We start from the raw sequence: 20,503 nt of genomic DNA, 5'->3' as shown, positions 1-20,503 counted from the left end.
GAGGGGGCTTGCCCCCGATGGCGCGATCACTGCCTACGCGAATGCCTGTTCAAGCGCCACACCCGCCCCGGTCAACCCGGAATACGGCGCCGTCACCAGCCATACCGGAATGCCCTTGAAGTAGTCGCTCATGCAGCCTTTGTCACTGAAGCTCTTGGCAAAATCGCTGTGGATAAAGAAGTCGGCAAACCGCGGAATCACCCCGCCGACGATATACACACCGCCCCGTGCGCCGGTGGTCAGGACGTTGTTACCGGCTACGCGGCCCAGCCAGATACTGAACTGGTTCAACACTTCCATCGCCACCGGGTCGCCGGCCAGGCCTGCCGCCGTGATCGCTTCCGGCGTATCCAGCACCGGCGAGTGACCATCCACCGCACAGATCGCCCGATACACCCGTGGCAAACCTGCACCACTCAAGGCGCTTTCGGCGCTGACATGGCCGATCTCATTGTAAATGTGCTGCCACAGCTGGGCTTCCCGCGGGCTGCTCAGGGGCAGGTCGACATGGCCGCCCTCCCCCGGCAACGCGACCCAACGGCCGCCGCCCAGGTCGAGCAAGGTGCCGACGCCCAGGCCGGTGCCCGGACCGATCACCACCGCCGGGCGCAACGGTTCCGGCGTGCCAGGGCAGACCACGCGGAATTCGTCAGGCTTCAAGCGGGTCATGCCCAGGGCCATGGCCGAGAAGTCATTGACCAGCAGCAGTTCATCCACCTGCAAGGTGTTGCAAAACGCAGTCTTACTCAGGCGCCAGTGGTTGTTGGTGAATTTAAATTCATCACCGCTCACCGGCCCGGCCACCGACAGGCACACCGCGCCGATGTCGCCGATCGCCAGGCCTTCTTCCTTGAGGTAGACCTTGATCGCGTCCTCAGGGCTTTTATGATCCGCGGTGGCCTGCACCCGGATCGAATGCAGTGCCTGATCCCGCCACAACGCAAACCGGGCGTTGGTACCGCCAATATCACCGACCAGCGCAAGCTTCACTTAAGCGTCTCCAAGGCACAGGTAAAGGCGCTGGCGCCTTGCTCTGCGGAGCTTGCGGCCAAGCGCATAAATGCAAACAGCTCGCGACCGGCCCCCACGTTATTGCCCAACAGGCCCGTGGCAGGTGTGCGCGCTGCAAATTCTTCGGCGTCCACCTTAAGCTCCAAGGTGCCTTTGACACCATCCACACGAATGATATCGCCATCGCGCACCCGTGCCAGCGGCCCGCCGCTCTGGGCTTCGGGGTTGACATGGATCGCGGCGGGGATCTTACCCGACGCGCCGGACATGCGCCCGTCCGTTACCAGCGCCACTTTGAAGCCACGGTCCTGCAACACGCCAAGGAACGGCGTCATCTTGTGCAATTCGGGCATGCCGTTGGAGCGCGGCCCCTGGAAGCGCATCACCGCGACAAAGTCTTTTTCCAACTGGCCGGCCTTGAACGCATCGGCCAGATCTTGCTGGTCCTGGAACACCACGGCCGGGGCTTCGACGACCTGGTGCTCGGGGGCCACGGCGGAGACTTTCATCACGCCACGGCCGAGGTTGCCTTGCATCACGCGCAAGCCACCTTCGGGCGAGAACGCACGGGCCACCGGGCGCAGGATGGCTTCGTCGAGGCTTTCGATCGGGCCGTCGCGCCAGATCAGTTCGCCGTCGACCAGGAACGGTTCCTGGATGTAGCGGCTCAGGCCTTTGCCGGCCACGGTGTTGACGTCTTCGTGAAGCAGGCCGGCTTCGAGCAGTTCGCGGATCAGGAACGACATGCCGCCCGCCGCCTGGAAGTGGTTGATGTCGGCCTTGCCGTTTGGATAGACGTGGGACAGGGTCGGCACCACCTCGGAGAGGTCGGCCATGTCTTGCCAGGTCAGGATGATCCCCGCCGACATGGCGATGGCCGGCATGTGCAGGGTGTGGTTGGTGGAACCGCCGGTGGCGTTGAGCGCGACGATGGCGTTGACGATGGATTTTTCGTCGACGATCTCGCCGATCGGCGTGAAGTTGCCGTTGGCCTTGGTCAGGCGCGTGACCTGATGCGCGGCTTCGCGGGTCAGCGCGTCACGCAGCGGCGTGTATGGGTTGACGAACGAGGCGCCGGGCAAATGCAGGCCCATCACTTCCATCAGCAACTGGTTGGTATTGGCGGTGCCATAGAAGGTGCAGGTGCCGGGGCTGTGGTAGGACTTCATCTCCGACTCCAGCAGCTCTTCGCGGCTGGCCTTGCCTTCGGCGTAGCGCTGGCGCACGTCGGCCTTCTGCTTGTTGGAGATGCCCGACGGCATTGGCCCGCCAGGAACGAAGATCATCGGCAGATGGCCGTAGCGCAGGGCGCCCATCATCAGGCCGGGGACGATCTTGTCGCAGATGCCCAACATCAGCGCAGCGTCGAACATGTTGTGGGACAGCGCTACCGCCGTGGACATGGCGATGACTTCACGGCTGAGCAGGCTCAGCTCCATGCCCGGTTCGCCTTGGGTCACGCCGTCGCACATGGCAGGCGTGCCGCCAGCGAACTGGCCGACCGAGCCGACTTCGCGCAGGGCTTTTTTGATCTGGTCCGGGAAATGTTCATACGGCTGGTGCGCCGAGAGCATGTCGTTATATGACGAAACAATTGCCACGTTGGCGGCATTCATCATACGCAGACTATTTTTATCTTCGGTGCCGCAACCGGCCACGCCGTGGGCAAAGTTGGCGCATTGCAGCTTGCCGCGCATCGGGCCGTCGCTGGCGGCGCCGCGAATGAGCGCAAGGTAAGCCTCACGGGTTGCACGACTGCGGGCGATAAGCCGTTCGGTGACCTCAAGAACGCGGGGATGCATGTGTAGAACTCCAGGCTAACGGATGTGGCGACCTGAGTGTCTATGCTGATCAAACGCCCGCGGCACATGGGATGGCAGAGAGTCGTTTGGATCATCGGACCAGTTGATTCAGGTCACTCGTTGTAGATTGAACAAAATATTGCCACTAAAAAGGCTTGTTTTCTATTTTTATGCGAATAATCTTGTAATTCTTACAACAAATCGACGACAGGCACTCTCCAATGACTCTTCGAATCGCAATCAATGGTTTTGGCCGTATCGGCCGCAATGTCCTGCGCGCACTGTATACCCAAGGCTATCGCCAGGATTTGCAGATCGTCGCGATCAATGACTTGGGCGACAGCTCGATCAATGCCCACCTGCTCAAATACGACACCGTCCACGGTACTTTCGATGCAGAGGTCGCACACGATCAGGAAAGCCTGACCGTCAATGGTGACCGGATCGCCGTCAGCGCCATTCGCAACCCGGCCGACCTGCCCTGGGCTGCGCACAATATCGACGTGGTGTTCGAATGCACCGGCCTGTTCACCGACCGGGCCAAGGCTGCTGCCCATATTAGCGCCGGCGCGCGCAAGGTGATCATCTCTGCCCCGGCCAAAGGCGCGGATGCCACCGTGGTCTACGGGGTAAATCATGACATTTTGCGTCAATCTCACCAGATCATCTCCAACGCTTCCTGCACCACCAACTGCCTGGCGCCCGTGGCCCAGGTGCTGCACCGCGAGCTGGGCATCGAAAGCGGCCTGATGACCACCATCCATGCCTACACCAACGACCAGAACCTGACCGACGTCTACCACACCGACCCCTACCGCGCGCGCTCGGCCACCCAGAACATGATCCCGAGCAAGACCGGCGCCGCCGAAGCGGTCGGCCTGGTGCTGCCGGAACTGGCGGGTAAGCTGACCGGCATGGCCGTGCGGGTGCCGGTGATCAACGTATCGCTGGTGGACCTGACCGTGCAGTTGAAGAAAGACGCTACTGCCGAGGAAGTCAACGCGCTGCTCAAGGAAGCCAGCCAGCACTCGAAGATCCTCGGCTACAACACCCTGCCGCTGGTTTCCAGTGACTTCAACCACAACCCGCTGTCGTCGATCTTCGACGCCAACCACACCAAGTCCAGCGGCAAACTGCTGAAAGTGCTGGCCTGGTACGACAACGAGTGGGGTTTCTCCAACCGCATGCTGGACAACTGCCTGGCGCTCTGCAACGCCGAATAATCTTTTGTGGGAGGGGCGGTTCGACGGTTCGACTTGCTCCCGATGGCGGTGTATCAGTCATGCATGTGTTGACTGACATTCCGTAATCGGGAGCAAGCCCCTCCCACATTTGATCGGTAGAGGCCCAGAGAAACAGCCACTTGCCATTTGTGCTGATGATACGCATTATCATTAACTACAAATCGGTCCGGTATCGCTGTGAGCCAATCTCGCTTCAACCAAGTCTTTCTCACCCAACGGGTGATTCTGCTACGCACCTTGCAGCGGATGGTGAACAACCACAGCACCGCCGAGGACCTGTTGCAGGAAACCTACCTGCGCGTGACCCGGGCCCTGGGCGAGCGGCCGATCGATCACCTCGAACCCTTCGTCTACCAGACCGCGCGCAACCTCGCGCTGGATCACTTGCGTTCACGCAGGATACAGGCGCGCACACTGCAGGAAGATGTCCCGCTGGACGTCCTGCAAAGCGTCGCCGCCCCCATCAGCACGCCCGAAGACGCGACCCAGGCCGAGCAACTGCTTGAGCACCTGAGCATCAGCCTCGGCCAATTGAGTGCCCGCCAGCAACGGATTTTCATCCTCAGCCGCCTGCATGGTTGCAGCTACCAGGAGATTGCCGATCAATTGGAAGTGTCCTTGAGCACGGTGCAAAAGGAACTGAAATTGATCATGGCCATCTGTGTAGGTGTGGCCGAACGGCTGGATCAGCCTTAAGCTTCACCCGACAGAAATGTCGACCCAGGCTGTAGGAAAGATAAATAGAACGTGGCGAAGACCCGAGGCACACCGTGACCGACCCGAATAAACTGCGCCCCCATGCGCTGGCTCATGAGGTGTTGCAAGACCCGGCGATGGACCAGGCCCTCGACTGGCTGATCGCCTTGCAGTGCCCGCAACCCGGGCAGCAGGCCGCGTTCGAAGCCTGGCTGGCCGGCGACCCGGCGCGCGTCCAGGCCTTCGGCAAAGCCCAGGCCGCCTGGGGCGGGGCGCCCGTCCACAGCGCCGCCGTCGCGCTGGCCGCACCGCGCAAACCCGGGGCCTGGCGCCGTATCAAACCGCATTGGAAACCACTGGCCACCGCCGCCGTGTTGATGCTCGGGCTGTTCAGCTTCAGCAACCTGCCGGTACGCCTGCAAGCTGACCACCTCACCGTGGTGGGTGAGCGCCAGCGCCTGCAATTGGATGAGGGCTCGAACGTCCTGTTGAACACCGATTCGGCGTTCTCCAGCACCACCCGGGATCACCAGCGCATCGCCCGCCTCTACCAAGGCGAAGCGTTTTTCGAGGTAACGCCCAACCGCGGCCTGCCCCTGGAAGTCGACGCCGGCCCGGTGCGCGCCAGCGTGCGCGACACCGCATTCGCCGTGCGCTACCTCAACGGCGAAGCGCAGGTGCAGGTGCAGCGCGGCGACGTCGACCTGAGCAACACCTTCGACGATGCCCGCGTGCGCCTGAGCGCTGGGCAAAGCATCCGCATCGGTCCCAAGGGCTTCGGTCAACCCGCCAGGCTCGACGCCAACAAGGACCTGGCCTGGGTCCAGGGCCGGCTGATCTTCGAAAACCGCCCGATGAGCGAAGTGCTCGCCGAATTGCGTCGCTACTACCCCGGCTGGATCGTCAACACCAACGACCAACTCGCCAGCGTCGCCGTCACCGGCAACTACCGCCTCGACCAACCGTTGGACGTAGTGCGTTCCCTGGCCCACATCACCTCGGCCAAGCTCTCTGAATACCCGGCCTTGGTGATCTTGAACTAAATGAGAATTATTTTTACTCGATAGATCTCGGCTGTACGTCTCGTCTTAGCCAATGCAACTGATTCCTATTTGAACCAGTGCGCAACTATAAGACTCGTACTTCCGGAGCGCTCTCGATGTCCTCTCGTTTCAATCGCCGGTCTTCTTCACCCGTGCTGTCCTTGCTGACCGCCGCCCTCCTGCTGGCCGGTACCCCGCTGACGGCCGCCGCCGCCGAACCGACCGCCCGCAGCCACGGCAACTACAGCTTCAGCATCGAACAGCAGCCACTGGTTTCGGCACTCAATGCCTTCACCGCCGTGACCGGCTGGCAAGTCGGCCTGCCGGCGGAGCTGGGCCAGGGCGTGTCGTCCCCTGGCGTGCGCGGTGCGCTGTCGCCGGAAAAAGCCCTGGAGCGCTTGTTGGTGGGGACCAACCTGGGCTACCGCAAACTCGGCAACAGCAACATCGTCCTGGAAAAGCGCGCTGCCGGCGGTGTCCTCAACCTGCAACAGGTGACCATCAGCGCCACCCGTAACGAGCAGGACGTCAACAGCGTACCGAACACTGTCAGCGTGCATGATCGCCAAACGCTGGACCGCCAGAACGTCAACACGATCCGCGAGCTGGTGCGTTACGAGCCGGGCGTCTCGGTCGGTGGCGCCGGCACCCGTGCCGGCAATGCGGGCTACAACATTCGCGGTATCGACGGCGACCGCATCCTCACCCAGGTCGATGGCGTGGAAGTGCCGGACAACTTCTTCAACGGCCCCTACGCCAAGACCCGTCGCAACTACGTCGACCCGGAAATCGTCAAGCGCGTGGAAATCCTGCGCGGCCCGGCGTCGGCCCTGTACGGCAGCAGCGCCATCGGCGGCGCGGTGAGCTATTTCACCCTCGACCCGGACGACATCATCAAGCCCGGCCAGGACGTCGGCGCCCGCCTCAAGACCGGCTACAGCTCCGCCGACGAGAGCTGGCTGACCTCCGCCACCGTCGCCGGCCGCGTACAGGACGTCGACGGTTTGCTGCACCTGAGCCAGCGCAACGGCCATGAAACCGAAGCCTACGACGGCAACAACGCCACCGGCCTGGCCCGCACCGGCGCCAACCCCGAGGAGGCGCGCACCACCAACGTGTTGGCCAAACTGGGCTGGAACTATGGCGATGACAACCGTCTGGGCCTGACTTACGAGAAGTACAAGGACGATCGCGACGTCAACCTGAAGAATGCCGTGGGTGGCCCGTTCGTCGGTGGTCAAGGTTTCAATCTCTACCGTGACCGCCGGGGCAACGACACCATCACCCGCGAACGTTTTGGCCTGGAAAACACCTTTGCCTTCGACTCGCCCGTGACCGATCGCATCAAGACCAGTCTCAATTACCAGATCGCCAAGACCGACCAGAGCACCGCAGAAATCTACCAGGCCGGCCGTCGGGTATTGCGCACCCGCGACACGCTTTACGAAGAAAAACAGTGGGTATTCGATGCCCAGCTGGACAAGGCATTCAGCCTCGGCGAAACCGATCACCAAGTGACCTACGGCACCACGCTCAAGCAGCAGAAAGTCACCGGCTCCCGCGAGGGCGCGGCCACTTGCCTTGCCGTCGGCGCCGGTTGCACAGCCATTGGCGCGCCCAGCCCAACGGCCAGCGACAGCGTGAAGAAGGCCAGCGACTTCCCCGACCCGACCATCAACACCTATTCGCTGTTTGCCCAGGACCAGATCGCCTGGGACAAATGGACCTTCCTGCCCAGCCTGCGTTATGACTACACCCAGCTCAAACCCAAGCTGACCCAAGCGTTCCTCAGTACCGTCAACCCAACCGGCCAATACCCGGTGAGCGACAAGGAAAAAACCTGGCACCGTGTCACCCCCAAGTTTGGCCTGACGTATGCCCTGACCGATCACTACACCCTGTTTGGCCAATACGCCGAAGGCTTCCGCACGCCCTCGGCCAAGGCGCTGTACGGACGCTTTGAAAACCTGAACCTGGGCTACACCGTCGAGCCCAACCCCGACCTCAAGCCGGAAACCAGCAAAGGCATCGAAACCGGGATTCGCGGCAAGTTCGCCGCAGGCTCCTTCGACATCGCGGTGTTTTACAACAAGTACCGCGATTTTATCGACGAAGACAATGCGGTCGTCGGCGGCACCGTCGAACAGTTCCAGGCCGTCAATATCAAGCGCGCAACCATCAAGGGCGCGGAAGCCAAGGGCCGCTTGAACCTCGACGCCTTCGGGGCGCCTCAGGGCCTGTATACCCAGGGGTCGATTGCCTACGCCTACGGGCGCAACGACGACAGCGGCGAGCCACTGAACAGCGTCAACCCACTCAAAGGCGTATTCGGCCTGGGTTACGAACAGGACAACTACGGTGGCCTGCTGAGCTGGACCCTGGTGAAGAAACAAGACCGTGTCGACAGCAAGACCTTCTTCGCGCCCGACGGCGACAGCGCCAACGGCCCGTTCAAGACCCCAGGCTTCGGCATCCTCGACCTGACCGGCTTCTATAAAGTCACCCGCGACGTGACCCTCAACGCCGGCCTCTACAACCTGACCGACAAGAAGTACTGGAACTGGGATGACGTGCGCAGCTACGACAGCGTCGGCGAAGCCGGTGTCACCGGCCCGGCCAACCTCGACCGCCTGACCCAGCCCGGTCGCAACTTTGCGATCAATGTGATCTGGGACATCTGATCAATCCGCCTCGCCTCGCCGGAATCAATCACCGGCGAGGTGAGGATTTTTTACTGTGCCGCGTCTTCTTGTTCGTCTAGTTACTAACCGCCCAGCCATGCCTCAGGGCAACACGGCGCTCCCTTCACAAGGACTTTGTCATGACCGCTTCGCCTTCCGCAGAACGCCCAAGCCTGCGCTCCCAGCGCCTGAACCAGATCACCAGCGAGCCGCACACCCGGCTCGATGCGCTGGTCAAGGCGCACGCGCCGTTTGAAACCCAGCCCAACTTCGCGCGCTTCGTGGTGGCGCAGTACCTGTTCCAATCGGAACTGGTGGCGCTGTACAACGATGCCGCGCTGATCAAGATCGTCCCCGACCTGGCCGAGCGCTGCCGCGCCGACGCCGCCAGGCTGGACCTGGCCGACCTGGACACTGACGTGCCGGCCGCCGTCCCCGGCGCCGTGCAGAACCCGAGCCAAGCCGAAGCCCTGGGCTGGTTGTTCGTCTCCGAAGGCTCCAAGCTGGGCGCGGCGTTCCTGATCAAGCGCGCCGTGGCCCTGGGCCTGAGCGAAACCTTCGGCGCCCGCCACCTCGGCGAGCCGGCCGGCGGCCGCGCCGACGGCTGGAAGCGCTTCACCCGCACCCTCGACGGCCTGGAATTCAGCGCCGAAGAAGAAGCCGATGTGGAAAAAGGTGCGCTCAATGCGTTTATGCGCTTCACGGTGTTGCTCGAACAGGCATACGCTACCGCCCCTGAACTGGCCTGATATTCGATTGAAATGCGTATTCGGTGGGAGGGGCGGTGCGACGATTCGACTTGCTCCCGATAGGGATGGGTCAGCCATGAAAGTGGTGGCTGACACGCCCCCCCACACTTGGATCTCATGCCAAGCTGAATAATTGTTTTCCCCGACTTGCACACACCCATGACCGGCAAATCCCCATCCACCTCGAGAATCGCCCGGCTCCTCTTCGGCCTGCTGGCCTACGTCAGCCTGGGTATCGGGTTGGTGGCGATTGTCGTGCCGGGTTTGCCCACCACCGAATTCATCCTGCTGGCTGCCTGGGCCGCCACCAAAAGCTCGCCGCGCCTCAGCGCCTGGCTGGAAAACCACCGCCTGTTCGGGCCGATCCTGTTCAACTGGCGCAACGGCAAGATCATTGCGCGCCGCGCCAAAATCAGCGCCACCGTCAGCATGCTGCTCTGTGCCCTACTGATGCTGCTGACGCTCGATCACGGCTGGCCGATCTACCTGACCATCGCCGGAATGAGCCTGGGCAACCTGTGGATATGGTCCCGCCCGGAACGGCTTGCACGCCCCGTATAACGCGGGATGTAGGCGTTTTCCTACCGTTCATCGCCTCCCTCTCATGAAACCCCTGGCTACGCCGATGCTCCGGATAAGGCGCCGAATGGACTTGGCCCAGCTCGCATACCAACAAGCCCATCCGTGAGTGAACCTATGTTCGATACCCTCTCCATCCGCTTGAAAATCTTGCTGCTGTCCGGCCTCTGCCTGCTGGGAGTGATTGCGCTGGTGGTCGGCATGAATATTTACAATACCGCGCAGAACAATGCGCTGGTCAGCGACTCAAGCTCACGGATGCTCACCGCCAGTGTGCAACAACTGCTGCAAGCCAAGGCTGCCGAACAGGCGGTGCAACTGCAGCGAACCTTCGGCGACAGCCTGGTGGCGCTGACCGCCCTCGCCGACCAGGTCAAAGACCTGCGCACCCTGGCCGCCAAGCGCTCCCTCGAACCCGGCGCGCTGCGTGAAGAACTCAACCAGAGCCTGAAAACCGCGTTTGAACGCAACAGCAAGGTGCTGGGGATCTGGATGTCGTTCGAGCCCAATGCGCTGGATGGCAAGGACAGTGAGTTTATCGACGACAAGGCGCGTGTCTCCAACGATAAAGGCCGTTTCTCCAGCTACTGGAGCCGCGCCGGCGGCGAAGACTTGAACACCATCATGGTCGAAGAGGACCTGAACAAAACCACCCTCAACCTCAACGGCACCCCCTACAACATCTGGTACACCTGCCCACGGGACACCCGTCGCGCTTGCCTGCTGGACCCGTATGAAGACACGGTGGGCGGCAAGACTGTATTGATGACCACCATCGCCCTGCCGTTGCTGGTAGACGGCAAACTCATCGGCGTCCTGGGCGTCGACATTGCCCTCAATGCCTTGCAAGCCAGCACCGATGTTGCACAGAAAGACCTGTTCAACGGTATGGCGCAGTTGGAGATTATCTCCAGCACCGGTTTGATCGCCGCCTACAGTGGCGAACCGGCCAAGGTCGGCAAGAACCTGATCGACACCCTGGGCGCCGAAGGCAAAGAGATCGTGCAACTGCTGGGCAGCGACAACCGCACGATTCTCGAACAGGAAAACACCATTCGCGCGGTGTACCCGCTCAAACCGCTTGCCGACGCCAAGTCCTGGGGCATAGTGATCAAGCTGCCCAAGGCCGTACTGCTGGCCGACAACGTCAAGCTGCAAGCCGTACTCGACAAGGCCCAGGCCAGCGGCACGCTCAAGGCCTTGCTGGTCGCGGCCGTCGCCGCATTGCTCGGCCTGCTGCTGGTCTGGCTGACCGCCACCGGCGTGACCCGGCCGATCAACAGCGTGGCCGCCATGCTCAAGGACATCGCCAGCGGCGACGGCGACCTCACCCAGCGCCTGGCCTACTCCAAGAAAGACGAGCTGGGCGAACTGGTGACCTGGTTCAACCGTTTCCTCGACAAGCTGCAACCGACCATCGCGCAGATCAAGCAAAGCATCAGCGAAGCCCGTGGCACGGCGGACCAGTCTTCGGCCATTGCACGCCAGACCAGCGAAGGCATGCAGGTGCAGTTCCGCGAGATCGACCAGGTGGCCACGGCGTCCAATGAAATGAGCGCCACCGCCCATGACGTCGCCAACAGCGCCTCCAACGCCGCCAGCGCGGCGCGCGGGGCCGATCAGTCGGCACGCGAAGGCATGTCGATCATCGAGCAGAGCACCCGCGATATCACCACCCTCGCCGACGAAGTCAGCAAGGCCGTGAGCGAAGTCGAAGCACTGGCCGTCAACAGCGAGCAGATCGGTTCAGTGCTGGAAGTGATCCGCAGCATTGCCGAGCAGACCAACCTGCTGGCGCTCAACGCCGCCATCGAAGCGGCACGCGCCGGGGAAAGCGGGCGCGGGTTTGCGGTAGTGGCCGACGAAGTACGCAACCTGGCCAAGCGCACCCAGGATTCGGTGGAGGAAATCCGCCAGGTGATCGAACGCATCCAGAGCGGTACCCGTGGCGTGGTGGCGACCATGCATTCGAGCCAACAGCAGGCCCAGAGCAATGCCGGGCAGATCCATCAGGCCGTGCAGGCGTTGGGCAAGATCAGCGACGCAGTGACGGTGATCAGCGACATGAACCTGCAGATCGCCAGCGCCGCCGAACAACAGAGCGCAGTGGCCGAAGAGGTCAACCGCAATGTGTCGGCGATCCGCACCGTGACCGAAACCCTCACCGGCCAGGCCACCGAGTCGGCGGCAATTAGCAGCCAACTCAATGCACTGGCCAGCCAGCAGATGAAACTGATGGATCAGTTCAGGGTGTAAACAACACTGTAGGAGCGAGCTTGCTCGCGAAGAACGTCAACGATCACGCGTGCATCCTGAATGAACGCGGTGTCCTTGAGTTTTTCGCGAGCAAGCTCGCTCCTACAGGCCGGTCCAGGCCGTGACAAACGCCGCCACATCCTCTTTCGGCGCAGTACGCGGCGGGTTCTGCGGGGTGCCCAGGTAGAGGAAGCCAATGACTTCCTCGCCCTCTTTCAGTCCCAGCCCCTTGGCCACATGGGCCGAGTAGGACAAGTCCCCGGTGCGCCACACCGCGCCAATCCCCTGGGCATAGGCCGCCAGCAGGATGCCATGGGCGGCACAAGCCGCCGCCAGCAGTTGCTCGGATTTCGGCACCTTGAAGTGTTCCTGCAGGCGGGCAATCACCACTACGACCAGCGGCGCGCGCAACGGGCCGTTCTGGGCCTTGTCGAGGACGGCCTGCGGCGCGTCGGGGTCTTGCAGGCGGGCGGCTTCGACCAGCAACGTGCCCATCTGCTCACGGGCCGCGCCTTCCACGGTGAGGAACCGCCAAGGACGCAACTGGCCGTGGTCGGGCGCACGCATGGCCGCGGCGAACAGCACATCACGCTGCTCCTGGGTCGGTGCCGGTTCCAGCAGGCGCGGCACGGAAACACGGTTGAGCAAAGCGTCGAGAGCCTGCATTGGCCACCTCCAGAAAAAAATGTGCGGTCATTCTAGCGGGAATGGACCGGGATGCCATCAAACGATAATTGCTCTTATTCAAACCGCCCCGCCCTGTTAGACTTTGCGACCTTATTTTCCGCCTTTGCTCAGGAAACTCGATGCTCCGTTCGCTTCTTCGCCTGTCTGCAGGACTGATGGCCATGAGCCTGGTTGCCTGCGATGACGCCCCCCGGTTTACCCAGGCTGAGCCGGGGGAAGCGCGGGCCGGCGGGGCAACGACGGTGAACAAACACGGCCAGAACGCCTTTTCCCTGCCCTCGGCCAACCTGTCGCCAACCCGCCGCCTGGATTTCAGCGTCGGCAACAGTTTCTTTCGCAGCCCCTGGGTGATCGCGCCTTCCACCACCACCGCGCGCGACGGCCTGGGGCCGCTGTTCAACACCAATGCCTGCCAGAACTGCCATATCAAGGACGGCCGTGGCCACCCGCCACTGGCCGACGCGCAGAACGCCGTGTCGATGCTGGTGCGCCTGTCGATCCCGGATGCGCCGCCGTATGCCAAGCTCATCGAGCAACTCGGCGTAGTGCCCGAGCCGGTCTACGGTGGGCAGTTGCAGGACATGGCCGTACCCGGCGTGGCGCCGGAGGGCAAGGTGCGCGTCGACTACACGCCGGTCAACGTCACGTTCACGGACGGCAGCGTCGTCGAACTGCGCAAGCCCAACCTGCAGATCACCCAACTCGGTTACGGCCCGATGCACCCGGACACGCGCTTCTCCGCACGCATCGCCCCGCCGATGATCGGCCTGGGCCTGCTCGAAGCGATTGCCGACGCAGATATCCTGCGCAACACCGACCCGAAGACCGCCGACAAAGACGCCATCGTCGGCCGCGCGAACTGGGTCTGGGATGACGCCCGGCAAAAAACCGTGCTCGGACGCTTCGGCTGGAAAGCCGGGCAACCCAACCTCAATCAACAGAACGTTCACGCGTTTTCGGGGGATATGGGCCTCACCACGTCGCTGAGACCCGTCGATGACTGCACCGACGCCCAGGTCGCCTGCAAACAGGCGCCCAACGGCAATGGCCCCGATGGCGAGCCGGAAGTCAGCGATAACATCCTGCGCCTGGTGCTGTTCTATACCCGCAACCTGGCGGTGCCCGTGCGCCGCAACGTCGACGCACCACAGGTGCTGGCCGGGAAGAACCTGTTCTACCAGGCCGGTTGCCAGGGGTGTCATACGCCGTCGTTCACCACGGCGGCCAATGCTGCCGAACCTGAACTGGCCAACCAGGTGATTCGCCCCTTCAGCGACCTGCTGTTGCATGACATGGGCGACGGCCTGGCCGACCACCGCACCGAATTCAAGGCCAGTGGCCGCGACTGGCGCACGCCACCGTTGTGGGGCATCGGCCTGACGCAAACCGTCAGTGGCCACACCCAGTTCTTGCATGACGGCCGCGCCCGCAACCTGCTGGAAGCCGTGCTCTGGCACGGCGGTGAAGCACAAGCGGCGCAGCAGCATGTGTTGTCCTTCAATGCCGAGCAGCGCGCTGCACTGCTGGCGTTCCTGAACTCTTTATAAGCTTCGCCCCACTTACAGAAGGGAGCTCGACATGTTCCGTCCCAAGTTGTTGTTCACCAGCCTGGCCGCCCTCGCGCTCGGTGCCTGCTCGCCGCAAGACCCACAAGCGGTGACCTCGGCCGCTATCGCCAAGCAAGTGATCTTGCCGACCTACAGCCGCTGGGTGGAAGCCGACCGTCAACTGGCCGTCAGCGCCCTGGCGTACTGCCAGGGCAAGGAAAGCCTGGACACCGCTCGCGCCGACTTCCTTCACGCCCAAAAAGCCTGGGCCGAACTGCAACCGCTGCTGATCGGCCCGCTGGCCGAGGGTAACCGTTCGTGGCAGGTGCAGTTCTGGCCGGACAAGAAAAACCTGGTGGGTCGCCAGGTCGAGCAACTGGTCGCCGCCCAGCCGCAGATCGATGCGGCCGCCCTGGCCAAATCCAGCGTGGTGGTGCAGGGCCTGTCGGCCTATGAATACATCCTCTACGACGCCAAGACCGATATCGCCGACGCCGCGCAGAAAGCCCGCTACTGCCCGCTGCTGACGGCCATCGGCGAGCGCCAGAAAGCCCTGGCCGAAGAGATCCTGGCCAGTTGGAACAGCACCGACGGCATGCTCGCGCAGATGAGCAAGTTTCCCAACCAGCGCTACGCTGATTCCCACGAGGCCATTGCCGACCTGCTGCGCGTACAAGTGACCGCACTGGACACCCTGAAGAAAAAACTCGGCACGCCGATGGGTCGCCAGACCAAGGGCATCCCGCAGCCGTTCCAGGCCGACGCGTGGCGCAGCCAGTCGTCGCTGCGAAGCCTGGAAGCCAGCCTTGCCGCGGCCCAGACCGTGTGGGTCGGCGTCGACAACAAAGGCCTGCGTGGCTTGTTGCCGGCCGATCAAAAGGCCCTGGCCGAGAAGATCGACGCCGCCTATGCCGCGTCCCTGAAACTGTTCGCCAGCAACCAGCGCACCCTCAACGAATTGCTCGGCGATGACGCCGGACGCCAGCAGCTCAACGATCTCTACGACAGCCTCAACGTCGTCCACCGCCTGCACGAAGGCGAGCTGGCCAAGGCGCTGGGCATCCAACTGGGCTTCAACGCCAACGACGGTGACTGATGATGCTCAGGCGACAGGCTTTGGCCATTGGCAGCGCGTTGCTCGGCGCACTCACGCTGGGCGGCTGGACGTTGTTCAAGCAGAAAGACAAGGGCCCGCTGCTGCTGTCGGCGCGGGATGATGCAGACGGCAAACACTATGCTGTCGGTTATCGCCTGGACGGCCAGCGGGTGTTCGCCACCCAGGTCGGCCAGCGCTGCCACGACATCATCAACCACCCGACGCTGCCGATCGCGCTGTTTGTCGCCCGTCGCCCGGGCACCGAGAGTTACCTGATCGACCTGCGTGATGGCGCGCTGCTGCAAACCATCACCGCGAATGCAAACCGCCACTTCTATGGCCACGCGGTAATCCATAAAAGTGGCGACTGGCTGTACGCCACCGAAAACGACACCTCCGATCCGGGCCGTGGCCTGCTCGGGGTGTACCGGTTCGAAGGCGAACGGCTGGTGCACAGCGGCGAGATTTCCACCCATGGCATCGGCCCGCACCAGGTGGCGTGGATGCCCGACGGCGAAACCCTGGTGGTGGCCAACGGCGGCATCCGCACCGAAGCCGAAAGCCGCGTGGAAATGAACCTCAACGCCATGGAACCGAGCCTGGTGCTGATGCAACGCGATGGCAGCCTGATCAGCAAGGAAACCCTCGGCCAGCAGATGAACAGCGTGCGCCATATGGGCATCGCCAGCGATGGCACCATCCTCACCGGGCAGCAGTTCATGGGGGCGTCCCAGGAGCGCTCCGAGTTGCTTGCGATCAAGCGGCCGGGGCAGCCATTCATGGCGTTTGCGGTGGCCGACGAGCAGTTACAAGCGATGGCGCACTACACCGCCAGCGTCGCGGTACACAGCGAATTGCGCCTGGTCGCGTTGACCGCACCGCGCGGCAACCGCTTGTTTATCTGGCACATGGACAGTGGCGAGCTGCGCCTGGATGGGCCGTTGCCGGACTGTGCGGGCGTGGGTGCAGTGGCGGACGGGTTTGTCGTGACCTCCGGCCAGGGGCGCTGCCGGTTCTATGACTGCCGCCAGGCACAGCTGAGCGCAACACCGTTGGAATTGCCAGCCGGGCTTTGGGATAACCATCTGCATCTGGTCTGACGGTCAGGCTCGGCCCGCGCTGCGCCCGACGGGCAAATCGCTGGCGAAAAAAAAGGGCCTCGTCTCACAAGGCCCTTTTTGGGTGGTTTCGATCGTTTCAACTTTGTGGCCCCACCCCTCGAGACATCCCGAACATGAACAGCAGCAGGTCATGATCGGGCTTGACCGTCGCATTCGCCTTGGCGATGCGCGGCAGCAGGCATTGCCCGCTGCCTTGCACCGCACTGAGGACCTGTGTCCGAGGCTGTTCCCATGCAGCCAGGGCCAGGGCAGCAACGCCCAACGCCCCGACCAGAAACAGACCTCGAGCTATTTCTAGCTTCATTTGGTTAAACCCTTGATAGCGCTGCCAAACGCCGTCTCGTAAAAGTAGCTGAGTTTTGCCCAGTCGCCATCGCTCCACGACGAATGGCGGCGCAGTTGCAGCATGTCATGGGAGGCGGCTCGATAAGCGGTCAGGCGCTGGCGGCATTTCTCGAAGTCCAGCAGCGCGACTTCCACGTTGGCCGAGTCGGGCTCACCCGTAACGCGCACAAAGATATGCTTGATGTACAAGCAACCGTGTTGCCAGCGACCTTTGTGCATGCGCGCCAATGTCGCCGCCACCTCTTTGAGTACACGCTCGTGTACCGCTTCGCCGTACTGTTCACGGCCACCGGCGGCGTACCATTTTTCGATTTCGTCGAAACCGTCCAGCGAAGCCGTCACCAACAATGCTTTCCATTGGTGTTGCGGATCACGACGCGCCTCGCAGAACACCATCTCCGGCACCCGCACATTCAGCGCGCGCAGGCCTTTGAGAGCATCCCGTTCGCGCAACACGGTCGGGCGCCCAAACGGATGCAGCCAACTGCGGTAGATATGCCCGGTCTGACGTTTGCTGTAGAGCAAACGCCCGGTGGGCCCCATCACACGCTGCACGCCACTTTCACCGCCACGCCGACGATTAGGCTCTTCGACCCACTCGCCCTGCTGGCGCCAGAAATACTCAAATCGCTCTTCGGGAGCTACATGACTGCCTGCTACGCACTCAACTGCCATCCTGTTACCTCTTGCGCAATACATATACTCGCCACATGGCGTAGAGCGGAATGAAGTCCAGGGACTCCTGAACACGGAAACCGGCCTGCTCAAACTCTGCCTCGACAGTAGCAGCCGGTAACACGAACCGGTTTTGGTAACCTTCCTGCTCACCTTTCCTACGACGTTTTACTTCAGCACGCTTGCGTTTCCAGGCCTTGAAGTTGCCATCCACCCACAGCGAGATGATCACGCTGTCGCGGGTAACACGATGAAACTCCTGCAATATCGCCAAGCGGTGCTTAGGCTCACCAATGTGGTGCATCAGGCGCATGCAGAAGATGCTGTCGACCGCGTTATCAGGCAAATCGATATCAAAGGCGGATGTCTGCAAAGGGCGTACCCGTTTGACCACATCCGCCGGCTGGGCGACCATCGCGACCTTCAACATCGACTCCGAATTATCGGCGCCGATGATCACCCGGTTGGGTTTTTCCGCCAGCAACGGCCAGAAACGCCCGGCCCCGCAAGGCAAGTCCAAGACCAGGCCAGGTTCACCGGCCATGGCCAACGCACCGCGCGCCAACTGCTCGTCACGTTTGTGGGACAGCCGGCGAGCTAAATTGTCCTGATGTTTGAGCAAATAACTCTGCGCATGCTCTTCGTCGTACTTATCGGAAAATTCGAGCTTGATCGGGGTAGGCATCTTACGTCTCCGTTTACTGATGCCTACGACCTTAAGTTGCAGACTGTGATCAATAGGTCAACTCGTTGTGAAAAACTTGTCCTGTCCAGATTCATACATGTCAAGACTTTACCGACACAAATGATAGCAACGGGCTATCTATGACGAATTACACTGATCGTTGCCAGCATAGCGGTAGCACACACGGTCAGGATTTGACCTGGCTCAGTTGGACATGAAAGCGGCAACCATTGGGTTCCATGGTGCTCAGGCTGACGCTCCAGCCTTGGTTTTCGCAGATCCGCTGCACCAGCGACAGCCCCAGGCCAAGGCCCTCACCGCGTTTTTCGCTACCGCGCACGAAGGGCTCGAACATGGCTTCGCGCTTGTCTTCAGGAATGCCGACGCCGGAGTCTTCCACCACAAAACCACTCGGTTCCAGGGTGAGCCGGATAAAGCCCTGCTCGGTGTAATGCAGTGCATTACGCAGCAGATTGCCCATCACCGCATGCAGGAAGGTGGTGTTATAGCGGGTATCCAGGGGGTTGCCCGGCTGGTAGATCAGTTGCAGGCCTTTTTGCTCGATCGGCTCACGCCAGATGCCGAGCAAATCATCCGCCACCTGGGTGAGGGTTACCCGGGGGACATGGTGGCGTCGTTGTGTTGGGCGCGTGCCAGCATCAGGAAGGTCTGCACCAGTTCGCGCATTTCTTCACAGGCCCTGGCGATACGCAGCACCTGGTTGCGCCCACGCTCGTCGATGGCCGGGTTTTCCAGCAGCAGCTCGCAGGAACTGGCCAATACCATCAACGGCGTGCGCAATTCGTGGCTCACATCACTGGTAAACAACTGCTCGCGGGACAGCGCCTGGCGCAGACGGCCCAATGTGGCGTCGAAGGCCACGGCCAGCTCGCCCACTTCATCGGCGGCGTAATCCGGTGCCAGGGGCGGCGCCAGGCCGAGCAACTGGTCACGATGACGGACCTGGCGCGCCAGGCGCACCACCGGTGCCATCACCTTGCGGGCCAGCACCCAGCCGAGGAAGACCGCCAGCGCCAGGCTGAGCACGAAGCCCACCAGCACCACCGCGAACAGCACGCGCTCACGCTCTTCGAAATCGCTCTGGTCTTGCAGCAGCACGTAACGCCGACCATCGACCACTTCGACCATGGCGTGGTACGACAACGCCTCGCGGAACACTTCATGAAAACCCGGATCCAGGTGCCGCAGGTCCTTGGGCAGCTCGAAATCCCCGCGCCCGCCGCTGAAATAGAACAGTTGGTCCGGCTCGGGTCGGTGGCTCCAGTCCTCGACGCTGTCCATCAGCAGCAGGCGCTGCAAGTCGCCGCCCAAACCTGCCGAAATCAGCTTCTCTTCCACCAGATGCACCGTCGCGATGATCCCCATCGCGAAGGCGCCCGCCACCAATGCGCTCATCAAGGCAAAGGCGATGATGATCCGCTGGGCAAGGCTTTGCTTAAACTCCATCACGACCCTCGGCCAGGCGGTAACCCACACCGTGTACCGTTTGCAGCAATGGTTTGGCGAAAGGTTTATCGATCACTTGGCGCAACTGGTGGACGTGACTGCGCAGGCTGTCACTGTCGGGGCAATCATCCCCCATAGGGCTTCTTCGAGAATTTCCCGACGCAGCACATGGGGACTTTTCTGCATCAACACCGCCAGCAGCTTCAGGCCCACCGGGTTGAGCTTGAGCAGGCGCCCTTCGCGGGTGACTTCCAGGGTATCGAGGTCGTAATGCAGGTCTGCCACCTGCAGGGCACGGCGTCCGCCCCCCTGGGCGCGGCGCAGCACGGCTTCGATGCGCGCGGCCAGTTCCGACAGGGCAAACGGCTTGAGCAAGTAGTCATCAGCGCCGGACTTGAAGCCCTGCAGGCGGTCATCCAACTGGTCGCGGGCGGTGAGCATGATCACCGGCGTATCGCGGCGCGCATCTTCGCGCAGGCGTTTGCACAGGGTGTAGCCATCGATGCCGGGCAGCATGATGTCGAGTACGATCAGGTCATAGTGCTCGGTGGCAGCCAGGTGCAGGCCCGACAAACCGTCCTGCGCGCAGTCCACGGTGTAACCTTTGAGCCCCAGATAATCGGCCAGATTGGCCAAAATATCGCGGTTGTCTTCAACCAATAAAATTCGCATGGGCAGTGTCTCCGTACTTTCGTGCCAGCCGTGTGCAGGCTCGCGCAGCTTAAGGCCTAGTGGGGCTCAGGGATAGAGCTGAGCGCTGCGCAGATAAACGATTTCAACCGATTAAAGAGTTGAACGAGTTTTTCACTATAGCTTCAC

Annotated in this window: 16 protein-coding genes and 3 pseudogenes; 11 read left to right on the top strand and 8 right to left on the bottom strand. The window is 62.1% G+C overall.

The window, feature by feature from the left end; all coding sequences use genetic code 11:
• Positions 1–33: 33 nt before the first annotated feature.
• On the bottom strand, positions 34–990 hold the full coding sequence (locus tag C5F70_RS00340) for a glucokinase (protein WP_102617327.1): 957 nt from the start codon (positions 988–990) through the stop codon (positions 34–36).
• On the bottom strand, positions 987–2,813 hold the full coding sequence (gene edd / locus C5F70_RS00335) for a phosphogluconate dehydratase (RefSeq protein WP_017846093.1): 1,827 nt from the start codon (positions 2,811–2,813) through the stop codon (positions 987–989). Before edd ends, C5F70_RS00340 begins: the two co-directional genes overlap by 4 nt.
• Positions 2,814–3,034: 221 nt before the next feature.
• On the opposite strand from edd, the gene gap reads away from it, so the two are divergent.
• The 8 genes and pseudogenes from gap to C5F70_RS31375 all read left to right on the top strand — a co-directional run bounded on the left by gap (position 3,035) and on the right by C5F70_RS31375 (position 12,061).
• Positions 3,035–4,036 (top strand): type I glyceraldehyde-3-phosphate dehydrogenase, encoded by a 1,002-nt coding sequence (gene gap / locus C5F70_RS00330; RefSeq protein ID WP_046490029.1) that lies wholly within the window; start codon positions 3,035–3,037, stop codon positions 4,034–4,036.
• Between the two features lie 198 nt (positions 4,037–4,234).
• Positions 4,235–4,753, top strand: coding sequence for an RNA polymerase sigma factor (locus C5F70_RS00325; protein WP_017846095.1), 519 nt, complete (start codon positions 4,235–4,237; stop codon positions 4,751–4,753).
• Between the two features lie 74 nt (positions 4,754–4,827).
• A complete protein-coding gene (locus C5F70_RS00320) occupies positions 4,828–5,796 on the top strand; it encodes a FecR domain-containing protein (protein ID WP_017846096.1) in 969 nt (322 codons plus the stop codon).
• A gap of 116 nt (positions 5,797–5,912) precedes the next feature.
• Positions 5,913–8,477 (top strand): TonB-dependent receptor, encoded by a 2,565-nt coding sequence (locus C5F70_RS00315; protein ID WP_104902555.1) that lies wholly within the window; start codon positions 5,913–5,915, stop codon positions 8,475–8,477.
• Between the two features lie 140 nt (positions 8,478–8,617).
• Positions 8,618–9,226: a biliverdin-producing heme oxygenase gene (locus C5F70_RS00310; RefSeq protein WP_046382224.1), complete on the top strand. Its 609-nt coding sequence runs from the start codon at positions 8,618–8,620 to the stop codon at positions 9,224–9,226.
• A 159-nt stretch (positions 9,227–9,385) separates the two neighbouring features.
• A complete protein-coding gene (locus tag C5F70_RS00305) occupies positions 9,386–9,787 on the top strand; it encodes a YbaN family protein (protein WP_057004547.1) in 402 nt (133 codons plus the stop codon).
• A gap of 135 nt (positions 9,788–9,922) precedes the next feature.
• Positions 9,923–11,155: pseudogene (locus C5F70_RS31380) on the top strand (cache domain-containing protein); the annotation flags it as partial.
• A 150-nt stretch (positions 11,156–11,305) separates the two neighbouring features.
• A complete protein-coding gene (locus C5F70_RS31375; protein ID WP_371918417.1) occupies positions 11,306–12,061 on the top strand; it encodes a methyl-accepting chemotaxis protein in 756 nt (251 codons plus the stop codon).
• Positions 12,062–12,163: 102 nt separating this feature from the next.
• Here the strand turns inward: C5F70_RS31375 and C5F70_RS00295 are convergent, their stop codons facing one another.
• A complete protein-coding gene (locus C5F70_RS00295; RefSeq protein WP_017846101.1) occupies positions 12,164–12,727 on the bottom strand; it encodes an NAD(P)H nitroreductase in 564 nt (187 codons plus the stop codon).
• A 140-nt stretch (positions 12,728–12,867) separates the two neighbouring features.
• Here C5F70_RS00295 and C5F70_RS00290 point away from each other — a divergent pair, with 140 nt between their 5' ends.
• From C5F70_RS00290 to C5F70_RS00280, 3 genes are read left to right on the top strand one after another with little or no spacing between them, the layout of a single operon-like run.
• Entirely contained in the window at positions 12,868–14,295 is a 1,428-nt protein-coding gene (locus tag C5F70_RS00290) for a di-heme oxidoredictase family protein (protein ID WP_104902553.1), read from the top strand.
• Between the two features lie 31 nt (positions 14,296–14,326).
• Entirely contained in the window at positions 14,327–15,391 is a 1,065-nt protein-coding gene (locus C5F70_RS00285; RefSeq protein ID WP_017846103.1) for an imelysin family protein, read from the top strand.
• A 2-nt stretch (positions 15,392–15,393) separates the two neighbouring features.
• Positions 15,394–16,491, top strand: coding sequence for a DUF1513 domain-containing protein (locus C5F70_RS00280; protein WP_104904518.1), 1,098 nt, complete (start codon positions 15,394–15,396; stop codon positions 16,489–16,491).
• 97 nt (positions 16,492–16,588) lie between these two features.
• On the opposite strand, the gene C5F70_RS00275 is transcribed toward C5F70_RS00280, so the two are convergent.
• The 5 genes and pseudogenes from C5F70_RS00275 to colR form a co-directional block, all read right to left on the bottom strand.
• On the bottom strand, positions 16,589–16,816 hold the full coding sequence (locus C5F70_RS00275; RefSeq protein ID WP_017846105.1) for a hypothetical protein: 228 nt from the start codon (positions 16,814–16,816) through the stop codon (positions 16,589–16,591).
• Positions 16,813–17,532 carry a lipopolysaccharide kinase InaA family protein gene (locus C5F70_RS00270; protein ID WP_026139920.1) on the bottom strand — a complete coding sequence of 240 codons (720 nt, stop codon included), beginning with the start codon at positions 17,530–17,532 and terminating at the stop codon, positions 16,813–16,815. The genes C5F70_RS00275 and C5F70_RS00270 overlap by 4 nt, the downstream gene beginning before the upstream one ends.
• A 4-nt stretch (positions 17,533–17,536) precedes the next feature.
• Positions 17,537–18,217 (bottom strand): class I SAM-dependent methyltransferase, encoded by a 681-nt coding sequence (locus C5F70_RS00265; protein WP_017846107.1) that lies wholly within the window; start codon positions 18,215–18,217, stop codon positions 17,537–17,539.
• Positions 18,218–18,404: 187 nt separating this feature from the next.
• A pseudogene (locus C5F70_RS00260) lies at positions 18,405–19,684 on the bottom strand (sensor histidine kinase).
• Positions 19,674–20,356, bottom strand: a pseudogene (colR, locus tag C5F70_RS00255) (two-component system response regulator ColR). The pseudogenes C5F70_RS00260 and colR overlap by 11 nt, the downstream one beginning before the upstream one ends.
• Positions 20,357–20,503 lie beyond the last annotated feature (147 nt).

Origin of the sequence: Pseudomonas sp. LH1G9, assembly GCF_002949975.1 — a bacterium.
Classification (GTDB): domain Bacteria; phylum Pseudomonadota; class Gammaproteobacteria; order Pseudomonadales; family Pseudomonadaceae; genus Aquipseudomonas; species Aquipseudomonas veronii.
Note: the sequence above shows the minus strand (reverse complement) of the source record. Positions and strands in the feature narration are given on the sequence as shown.